Below are 9575 nucleotides of genomic sequence, written 5' to 3'. Positions count from 1 at the left end.
CTTCTTATACCTGGATAAGCACACTCTGGTACCAGGGTGCGAGGCATCGGATCGTAGGACCGTGACCCAGCAACTGACCGCCACCAGGCCCCTCGCCACTGCCACCTCCACCACCTCCACCACCCCGGCTCCCTCCGCGCCCTCCCTCGGAACCGCCGGACTGGTCACCGTCCTGCTCGGGGCGTTCCTCCCGATGCTCGACTTCTTCATCGTCAATGTCGCCCTGCCGACCATCGACCACGACCTCGCCGCCGGCCCCGCCGTCCTGGAGCTGGTCGCCGCCGGGTACGGCATCGCCTTCGCCGTCCTGCTCGTCCTCGGCGGGCGGCTCGGCGACATCTTCGGCCGTCGCCGTCTCTTCGTCGCCGGGGCCGCCGCCTTCGCCGTGACCTCGCTCGCCTGCGGGCTCGCCCCCGGGGCGTGGAGCCTGGTCGCCGCCCGGGCCGCCCAGGGCGCCTCGGCCGCCCTGCTGATCCCCCAGGTCCTCGGCACCATCACCGCCGCCACCCACGGCGCCCGGCGCGGTCGCGCGCTCTCGATCTACGGCGCGGTCGGCGGCATCTCGGTGGTCATCGGGCAGGTCCTCGGCGGCATGCTGGTCGCGGCGGACCTGTTCGGCACCGGCTGGCGCTCGGTCTTCCTGCTGAACGTCCCCTTCGCCCTGCTCGCCCTCGTCCTCGCCCTGCGCTTCGTCCCGGAGAGCCGCGCCCAGCAGGCCACCAAGGTCGACGTGGCCGGCACGGTGCTGCTCACCGCCGCCCTGCTCGCCCTGCTCATCCCGCTGATGGAGGGCCGCGCCGCCGGCTGGCCGCTCTGGTCCTGGCTGCTGCTCGCGCTGTTCCCCGTCCTCGCCACCGCCTTCGCCCTGGTCGAGCGCCGGGCCGAGCGCCGCGGCGGCGCGCCCCTGGTCCCGCCCACCCTGCTGCGCATCCCCGAGATGCGGCACGGCCTCGGCATCGCCCTCCCCTACTTCACCGGCTTCGGCGGCTTCATGTTCGTCATCGCGGTCGCCCTCCAGCAGGGCCTGCACCTCGGACCGGTCGCGGCCGGCTGGGCGCTGGTCCCGATGGCGGTCGGCTACTTCACCGCCTCGCTCTCCGGCCCGCGCCTCATCGGCCGCTTCGGCAGCCGGGTCCTGACCGCCGGCGCCGCCGTCCAGGCCCTCGGTCTCGCCACCCTGGCCGTCACCGTGCTCGCCGACTGGAACGGGTTCTCCGCGCTGCGGATGGCTCCGGGCGTCGCCCTCGCCGGAATCGGGCAGGGTCTGATCGGCACCCCGCTGTTCCGCGTCGTCCTCTCCAAGGTCCCCGCCGCGCGGGCGGGCGTGGGCAGCGGCGTCCTCGCCACCGGCCAGCAGTCCAGCCTCGCGCTGGGTGTCGCCACCCTCGGCACCCTCTACCTGAGCCTCTCGCCCTCGCTGGGTATGGACCGCGCGCTCGCCCTCTGCCTGGGCATCCAGTTGCTGGGCTCGTTCACCATCTTCTACCTGACGACCCGTCTCCCCCGTTCCATCGGCTGACGGCCGGGTCTGGGCCACCGGCCTCGTCGCGACCGCCCGCTCCCGGACGGTCGCGACGAGGCCGCGCTACTTGGAGCCGGCCGGACGCAACTCGCACCGCCCGTCGACACACGAACGCTCCAGCCGCCCCCACGACACCGTCTCCATCAGCCCGATCACCCAGCACGTCGGGCACCCACGCAGCGCGAGCACCCCGAGCGGGAGCAGCAGCAGCGCCACCGGCCCCACGAACGGCACCAGGGCGAACGCCCCGATCAACGCGCCGAACCCCACCGCACCCCGGGCCAGGTGCCCGGCGACCGTCCGGCTCGCGAACCCCGACGACCCGCCCATCACCACCCCCCGCCGACCGTGGCGGCCCGGACCGCCGCCCGGGCCCGGTGCAGCCGGGACTTCATGGCGGCCGTGCTGAGCCCCAGCGCGTCGGCGACCGTCCGTCCGCCGAGGCCCTGCACGTCCCGCATGATCAGCACCCGGCGCTGGTCCTCCGGTAACGCGGCGATCGCCTCGGCGACCCGGCCGGCCTCCAGCCGCCCCAGCACCTCGTCCTCCACCGAGCGGAACGACCCCTCCCCGGCCGCCGGACGCTCCCCCAGCACCGGCCCTAGCACCGGGCCCAGCACCGGGCGGGCCCGCCGCAGGCACTCGTTCCGCACGATCCGGAACATCCACGAGGCCAGCGCCCCGGTCGCCCGCAGCATGCCGATCTTGCGGTACAGGATGATCAGCGCCTCCTGCGCGGCGTCCTCGGCGTCCTCCGGCGTGGCGCAGAGCGACCGCGCGAACCGCTGGACATGGGGGTGCGCCCCCGACACCAGCGCGGCGATCGCCTCCACGTCCCCGTCCTGCGCGGCGGACACCACCGAACTGCCCGGCCACTCCCGCACCTCAGCCACGCCGCCGCCCCGACGCCCGCAGCACCGTCACACTGCACGCCCCGACCAGCAGCACCCCGACCGCCACCGCCGCCCAGATCATCGTCATCGCCTCCTCTCGCGCCCCGGCCCTCGCCGAAGACACCTATAAGAGGCCGCGATCCCGCCGAAGGATTCACCCCGGTCGGCTCCGGATCTCACTCCGAGGCCGGCTCGCCGAGTTCGGTGAAGAGGGTGAGCTGGAGGGCGCCGGGGGCTTCGAGGCGGGAGTTGAGGGAGTTCCAGGGAGTGCGGACGGGCTCGGCGATCACCTCGGCACCGGCGGCGGCGAGCTTGGCGGTGACGGCGGTGGAGTCGTCGACCTGGAAGGCGACGCGGAGGTGACCGGCGACGCGGCGGCCGACCTCGACCTCGTCGATGAAGTCGGCTTGGCCCGGGTCGGCGATCTCCAGGGTGGCGCGACCGGCCTCCAGGATGCTGACCCGCCCATCGGGGGAGGCGAAGGCGGCGCGTTCGGGGAGGCCGAGGACGTCGCGGTAGAAGTGCAGCGCCTGCTCGTAGTCGGCCGCCGTGACGACCAGGCGCAGTTCGCGGACGGCGGGGGCGGTGCTCTCGGCGGACGGCTCGGACATATCAGCTCCTGACGGGTAGTTGGATTCGGAGGCGTCAACCGCACGGCTGGGACAGCTGATTCCCCGGTGGCGTGGGGACGGGCCCCGCCGATGGGTCCGGCGGCGAAAACCCGTTCGCCGCGCCACCCGACTTCGTGTCAGCATGACGATATGAGTGACGAGCACGCGATCGACCCCGTCGACACCCGAAACCGCGCCGACCTGACCACGGCCGTGGCGGCCGGAGCCCGGCCCGAGTGGCTGATGTTCTGGGGACACCAGTCGCAGCGGGACGGCTCGCTCGGGCCCGGTGTGCTGAGCCAGTGGTGGCCCGGCCACCCGTTCACCGTCGACGGCGTGACCTACGCGACCGCCGAGCACTGGATGATGGCGGGCAAGGCCCGGATGTTCGACGACACCAAGACCCTCGCCCGGATCCTGGCCGCCCCGAGCGCCGCCGAGGCGAAGAAGCTGGGCCGCCAGGTCCGCGACTTCGACGACGCCGCCTGGCGCGACGGCCGCTTCGAGCTGGTCGTCGCGGGCAACGTCGCCAAGTTCGGCGGCCACGACGACCTCCGCCGCTACCTGCTGTCGACCGGTCGACGCGTCCTGGTGGAGGCCAGCCCGCTCGACCGGATCTGGGGCATCGGCCTCGGCGCGGACAACGAACGCGCCGAACGGCCCGCCGAGTGGCGCGGCGAGAACCTGCTCGGCTTCGCTCTCATGGAGGCCCGCGCCCGGCTCGCGGCCGACAGCGCCGCCACCACGACCGGCGCCTCGGCGTAAGGGGGCGCTCCCGCCGGGAGCGTGCGCCGGGTTGCTCACCACCCGTGCGCCCCTTGCGCCCCCTGACACCACTCGCAAGAAAGTGGACGCACTGCCGTAACTTCAGCGCCGTATTTCAACGCCAGGATGACTGGCCGTCAGGGCCAAGTGGACAGGTTGCGGTGATCATGCGTACACGGCACACGGAACAGCCCCTCGCACCGGACGCGGACGTCCTCGGGAGCGAGCAGGACGCTCTCGAACTGAGATCCCAGCTCGACGAGTTACTCCGGGCCAGCCAGTACGCGGGGCAGCGCGAGCGCCGGCTCGTCGAAACCGTCCGGTCACTGCCCGACCGGCAGCGACCGGACGGCGAGCTGCTGCGGCAACTGGCCCAGGCCCGGACGCTCCGCGAGGGACTGGGCGCCCGTTGCCTGGAGCTGAGCGACCGGCTGAAGACCCTTGAGGAGCGGCTGCGCCAGCCCGCGCCGCGCCTCGCCACCGGGTACGACACACCCGGCAGTACACCTCACGAGGGCATACCCCACGACGGCACACCCCACCACGAGCCCGAATCCGCCGCCCCAGCCGCCCCCGCCCCACCACGCCGCCGCTCCCCCGGCGAGCTCGCCGCCCTCGCCGAGCGCATCACCGGCCTGTACCGGCACGCCTCTCCCACCGAGGCCGCCGACATCCTGGGCCAGGCCGCCGAGCACCTCACCCCCGAGGACACCGCCCGGCTGGCCGCCCTACTGGCCCGCCGCGGGCCGGCCGGCGCCTCCGTCCACCTCGCCCGCAGCGCCGTCCACGGCAGCCCCCGGCACGCCGCCGCCACCCTCGCCGAACTGCGCCAGGCCGGGCTGGCCGAGGAGGCCGGGGATCTCTTCCACGCCCTGCGCTCCTGCCCCGCCGACGATCTGCCGGCCCTGCTGGACGGACTCGAACGGGCCGGGCAGCACGCCGACGGCGCCACCCTGCTGTGGGAGTGGGGCTCCGCCCCGACCACCGAGCTGGCCGCCCTCGCCACCGCCCTCCACCAGGCCGACCGCGCCGACGACGCCCGGACCCTGCTGCGCCAGGCCGCCGGCCGGCCCACCGCCGACCTCACCGCCCTCGCCACCTCGCTGGCCCCGCCACTGCCCGGCCTGCTGCTGGGCGACCTGGCGGTGCTCCGCCCGCCGACCGAACTGGTCCGGCTAGCGGGCGCCCTGGCCGACCGTCCGGACCTCTACGAGGCGCTGCTCGCACCCCTGCTCGCGGACGCGGAGCACCATCGCACCACACTCGCCGCCCTCCGCACGGCCGGCCTGCCCACCACCGCCCCGACCCCCCGCCCGCGCTCACGCTGGGGCCGCCGCTGACACGCGTCCGACCGCAGCACAAAGCCCCCGCCCGCCCCGGATGGACCGGGGCGGGCAGGGGCTCCGCACACGCAGGCGTCAGCAGCCGATGAGCCGCGCCGCCAGGTAGGACTTCACCTGGTCGAGCGAGACGCGCTCCTGCGCCATGGTGTCGCGCTCGCGCACGGTCACCGCGTTGTCCTCAAGGGTGTCGAAGTCGACCGTCACGCAGAACGGCGTGCCGATCTCGTCCTGGCGGCGGTAGCGCTTGCCGATGGCGCCGGCGTCGTCGAACTCGACGTTCCACGCGGTGCGCAGGTCGGCGGCCAGGCCGCGGGCCTTCGGCGAGAGGTCGGCGTTGCGCGACAGCGGCAGCACCGCGACCTTGACCGGGGCGAGCCGCGGGTCCAGGCGCATGCCGACGCGCTTCTCCATGACGCCCTTGGCGTTCGGCGCCTCGTCCTCGAAGTAGGCGTCGAGCAGGAAGGCCAGCAGGGCGCGGTTGAGGCCGGCCGCCGGCTCGATGACGTACGGGAAGTACCGCTCGCCGGACTCCTGGTCGAAGTACTTGAGGTCCTGGCCGGAGGCCTCGCTGTGCACCGTCAGGTCGTAGTCGGTGCGGTTGGCGATGCCCTCCAGCTCGGAGAACTCGCTGCCGCCGAAGTTGAAGCGGTACTCGATGTCCACCGTGCGCTTGGCGTAGTGGGAGAGCTTCTCCTTCGGGTGCTCGAACAGGCGCATGTTCTCGGTGCGCAGGCCGAGGCCGACGTACCAGTCCCAGCGCTGCTGGAGCCAGTACTCGTGCCACTGCTCGTCGTCGCCCGGCTTGACGAAGAACTCCATCTCCATCTGCTCGAACTCGCGGGTCCGGAAAATGAAGTTGCCGGGGGTGATCTCGTTACGGAAGCTCTTGCCGACCTGGGCGATGCCGAACGGCGGCTTCTTGCGCGAGGTGGTCTGGACGGCCTTGAAATTGGTGAAGATGCCCTGGGCGGTCTCCGGACGCAGGTAGGCCAGGCCGCTCGCCTCCTCGGTGACACCGAGGTGGGTCTTCAGCATGCCCGAGAAGTCCTTGGGCTCGGTGAACTGGCCCTTGGTGCCGCAGTCCGGGCAGTTGATGTCCTGGAGGCCGTTCGGCGGCGGGAAGCCGTGCTTGGCCTCGTACTTCTCCTCCAGGTGGTCGGCCCGGTGGCGCTTGTGGCAGGAGAGGCACTCGGTCAGCGGGTCGTTGAAGGTCTGGACGTGGCCGGAAGCCTCCCAGACCTCGCGGGCCAGGATCACCGACGAGTCGAGTCCGACGACGTCCTCGCGGGCCTGGACCATCGCACGCCACCACTGGCGCTTGATGTTCTCCTTGAGTTCGACGCCCAGCGGACCGTAGTCCCAGGCGGCACGCGTGCCGCCGTAGATCTCGCTGCAGGGGTAGACGAAGCCACGGCGCTTGCTCAGGCTGACGATCGTCTCGATCTTGTCGGCTGCCACAGTGCTCTCTTCAGTACGTACGGCACGGTCAGGGCACGGCTGGTTGCGCGTACCCGAATACCCAAGGTTACCGGCCATATGGGTACAGGGTTCAAATCGGTATCGCCGGTACCGGCCCACTCACCGTCATTGTCCGTTCACCCGTCCGAGTGATTTGACAATCATTTCCATCTAATCTGAGAATGGTTGTCATGATGATCCGACGACGTACTCGCGGCGCCATAGCCCTGACCGCCGCCGCCCTCACCGCCGGCCTCACGCTGACGGCCTGCGGCGGCAACAGCAGCGCCCAGGGCACGGACGGCAAGCTGAACGTCGTCGCCTCCTTCTACCCGATGGAATACCTCGCCGGCCGGATCGGCGGCGAGCACGTGAAGGTCACCGACCTCACCGCCGCCGGCGTCGAGCCGCACGACCTCGAACTCACCGCCAAGCAGGTCGGGGCGGTCAAGAAGGCCGACGCGGTGGTCTACCTCAAGGGCCTGCAGCCCACCGTCGACAAGGCGGTCGCCGGCTCCGACGCCAAGCACAAGATCGACGCCACCGCGGCCAGCCCGCTGGAGGACCACCACCTCGCGGAGGGCCACACCGAGGGCGACGGCCACGACCACGACGAGGCCGCCGGCGACCCGCACATCTGGCTCGACCCGACCCGCTACGCCGCGGTGGCCAGGAGCGTCGGCGCCGAGTTCGCCGCGGCCGACCCCGCCCACGCCGAGGACTACCGGAAGAACACCGAGGAACTGGTCGGCCGGCTCACCGCCCTCGACCAGGAGTTCAAGGACGGGCTGAAGGACGCGAAGACCCGCACCTTCGTCACCAGCCACGCCGCCTTCGGCTACCTCGCCGAGGCCTACGGCCTCACCCAGGTCGCCATCAACGGCGTCGACCCCGAGTCCGAGCCCACCCCGGCCCGGCTCGCCGACGTCCAGAAGGCCGCCAAGGAGAACGGCGTCACCACGATCTTCTTCGAGACCCTGGTCAGCCCCAAGCTCGCCGACACCGTCGCCAAGGACCTCGGCCTCAAGACCGCCGTCCTCGACCCGCTGGAGGGCGTCAAGGACCCGGCCAAGGACGACTACCTCACCGTCATGAAGCAGAACCTGGCCAACCTGCAGGCCGCCCTCGGCGCGAGCACCCCGACCGGCACCACCCCGGCGACCGGCACCACCCCGGCCACCCCGACGACCGGCGCAACCCCAGCGACCCCGGCGAGCACCACGCCCGCCGCCCCCACCAGCTGACGGGACCACCGGCATGACTCTCCCGACACCCCCGGCCGTCCGCCTGCACGACGCCGTCGCCTCGCGCGGCGGCCGGCCGGTGCTGCGCGGCGTCGACCTCACCGTCCGCCCCGGCGAGGTGGTCGCCCTGCTCGGCGCCAACGGCTCCGGCAAGTCCACCACCGTCAAGGCCGTCACCGGGGCCGTGCCGCTGGAGCGCGGCGCCCTGGAACTGTTCGGCACCCCGCTCGCCCGGTTCCGCGCCTGGCACCGGATCGGCTACGTGCCGCAGCGCACCACCGCCGCCTCCGGCGTGCCCGCGACCGTCCGGGAGGTCGTCTCCACCGGCCGGCTGCCGCTGCACCGGCTGCTGCCGTTCCGCCGCGCCGACCGCGCCGCCGTGGACCGCGCGCTGGCCGCCGTCGGCATGCTCGACCGGGCCCGCGACGGGGTCGCCGACCTCTCCGGCGGCCAGCAGCAGCGGGTGCTGATCGCCCGCGCCCTGGCCGGCACCCCCGATCTGCTGATCATGGACGAGCCGATGGCCGGGGTGGACGCCGCCAGCCAGCAGGTGCTCGCCGACACCCTGCGCGCCGAGGTCGCGCGCGGGGCCGCCGTGCTGCTCGTGCTGCACGAACTCGGACCGCTGGAACCGCTGATCGACCGCGCCGTGGTGCTCCGCGACGGCTGCGTCGCGCACGACGGCCCGCCCGTCCCCAACACCGGTCTGCACGCCCTGCCGGGCCACGACCACGTCCACCCGCACGCCGACCACGGCCACGGCCACGACCGATCCCGGGGGCTGCTGTCATGACCGAGATGCTCAGCTACGACTTCATGCAGCGGGCGCTGATCGCCGCCGTCCTGGTGGGCATCACCGCCCCCGCCGTCGGCATCTACCTGGTGCAGCGGCGCCAGGCGCTGATGGGCGACGGCATGGGCCACGTCGCGATGACCGGCGTCGGCCTCGGCTTCATCTTCCAGACCAGCCCGGTCTGGATGGCCGTGCTGGTCTGCGTGCTCGGCGCGATCACCATGGAGCTGGTCCGCGCGCGCGGCAACCAGCGCGGCGACATCGCCCTCGCGATGCTCTTCTACGGCGGTATGGCCTGCGGCAAGCTGCTGGTCTCCAAGTCCGCCCAGGCCGGCGCCGGTTCGCTGGAGAGCTACCTCTGGGGCTCGATCCTGACCGTCTCCCCCGCCGACCTGGCCACCATCGCCGCCCTCGGCGCCGTCGTCGTCGCCGTCACCCTGGGCCTGCGCCGCCAGCTCTTCGCGATCTGCCAGGACGAGGACTTCGCCAGGGTCACCGGCATCCCGGTGCGCCTGCTCAACCTGCTGCTCGCGGTGATGGCCGCGGTCACCGTCACCGTCGCCATGCGGGTGGTCGGCCTGCTGCTGGTCAGCGCCCTGATGGTGGTCCCGGTCGCGGCCGCCCAGCAGCTCACCCGCTCCTTCGCCGCCACCCAGGCCGGCTCGATCGCGGTCGGCGTGGTCGTCGCCCTGGCCGGCGTCACCGGCTCCTACCAGCTGGACGTACCGTCCGGCCCGGCCATCGTGCTGCTCGCCATCGCCGTGTTCGCGGTGTTCAGCGCGATCGCCGCGCCGCTCGCCCGCCGCCGGCACCGCGACCTCCAGGAGGCCGGACCGCAGGTCTGCGACGTCCGGCTGCCCGGCCCGGAGCGGACCGACACGACCACTCCGGCGCCCAGTGCGGGGCTGGCACAATGAGGTGCCAGCCGCCCACACCACCAGGAGGA

10 protein-coding genes are annotated in these 9575 nt (G+C 72.9%); 6 read left to right on the top strand and 4 right to left on the bottom strand.

The annotated features are described in order from the left end of the window. Window positions 1-61: 61 nt before the first annotated feature. The gene (locus ACFP3U_RS13690) at window positions 62-1519 is read left to right on the top strand and encodes an MFS transporter (protein WP_380225737.1); all 1458 of its coding nucleotides are present in this window, start codon (window positions 62-64) and stop codon (window positions 1517-1519) included. A 66-nt stretch (window positions 1520-1585) separates the two neighbouring features. Here ACFP3U_RS13690 and ACFP3U_RS13685 read toward each other — a convergent pair whose 3' ends face one another. The 3 genes from ACFP3U_RS13685 to ACFP3U_RS13675 form a co-directional block, all read right to left on the bottom strand. After that, window positions 1586-1852, bottom strand: a complete 267-nt coding sequence (locus tag ACFP3U_RS13685) for a hypothetical protein (RefSeq protein ID WP_380225735.1) — start codon at window positions 1850-1852, stop codon at window positions 1586-1588. Further along, window positions 1852-2415, bottom strand: a complete 564-nt coding sequence (locus tag ACFP3U_RS13680) for an RNA polymerase sigma factor (protein WP_380225734.1) — start codon at window positions 2413-2415, stop codon at window positions 1852-1854. The genes ACFP3U_RS13685 and ACFP3U_RS13680 overlap by 1 nt, the downstream gene beginning before the upstream one ends. Window positions 2416-2591: 176 nt before the next feature. Next, entirely contained in the window at window positions 2592-3026 is a 435-nt protein-coding gene (locus ACFP3U_RS13675) for a VOC family protein (RefSeq protein ID WP_380225733.1), read from the bottom strand. 150 nt (window positions 3027-3176) lie between these two features. Here ACFP3U_RS13675 and ACFP3U_RS13670 point away from each other — a divergent pair, with 150 nt between their 5' ends. Both ACFP3U_RS13670 and ACFP3U_RS13665 read left to right on the top strand, forming a co-directional pair. Next, entirely contained in the window at window positions 3177-3791 is a 615-nt protein-coding gene (locus ACFP3U_RS13670; RefSeq protein WP_380225732.1) for an NADAR family protein, read from the top strand. 167 nt (window positions 3792-3958) lie between these two features. Further along, the gene (locus tag ACFP3U_RS13665; protein WP_380225731.1) at window positions 3959-5131 is read left to right on the top strand and encodes a hypothetical protein; all 1173 of its coding nucleotides are present in this window, start codon (window positions 3959-3961) and stop codon (window positions 5129-5131) included. A 78-nt stretch (window positions 5132-5209) separates the two neighbouring features. Here ACFP3U_RS13665 and ACFP3U_RS13660 read toward each other — a convergent pair whose 3' ends face one another. After that, on the bottom strand, window positions 5210-6592 hold the full coding sequence (locus ACFP3U_RS13660; RefSeq protein WP_380225730.1) for a glycine--tRNA ligase: 1383 nt from the start codon (window positions 6590-6592) through the stop codon (window positions 5210-5212). Between the two features lie 191 nt (window positions 6593-6783). Between ACFP3U_RS13660 and ACFP3U_RS13655 the strand changes: the two genes are divergently transcribed. From ACFP3U_RS13655 to ACFP3U_RS13645, 3 genes are read left to right on the top strand one after another with little or no spacing between them, the layout of a single operon-like run. Next, complete coding sequence (locus ACFP3U_RS13655) at window positions 6784-7836, top strand: metal ABC transporter substrate-binding protein (RefSeq protein WP_380225729.1); 1053 nt, start codon at window positions 6784-6786, stop codon at window positions 7834-7836. Between the two features lie 13 nt (window positions 7837-7849). After that, window positions 7850-8629, top strand: a complete 780-nt coding sequence (locus tag ACFP3U_RS13650; RefSeq protein WP_380225728.1) for a metal ABC transporter ATP-binding protein — start codon at window positions 7850-7852, stop codon at window positions 8627-8629. Next, window positions 8626-9546, top strand: a complete 921-nt coding sequence (locus ACFP3U_RS13645) for a metal ABC transporter permease (protein WP_380225727.1) — start codon at window positions 8626-8628, stop codon at window positions 9544-9546. Before ACFP3U_RS13650 ends, ACFP3U_RS13645 begins: the two co-directional genes overlap by 4 nt. Window positions 9547-9575: the final 29 nt, after the last annotated feature.

This window comes from Kitasatospora misakiensis, assembly GCF_042656005.1.
GTDB lineage: Bacteria > Actinomycetota > Actinomycetes > Streptomycetales > Streptomycetaceae > Kitasatospora > Kitasatospora misakiensis.
The sequence above is the reverse complement of the archived record's forward strand: the minus strand, read 5'-3'. Positions and strand labels throughout refer to the sequence as shown.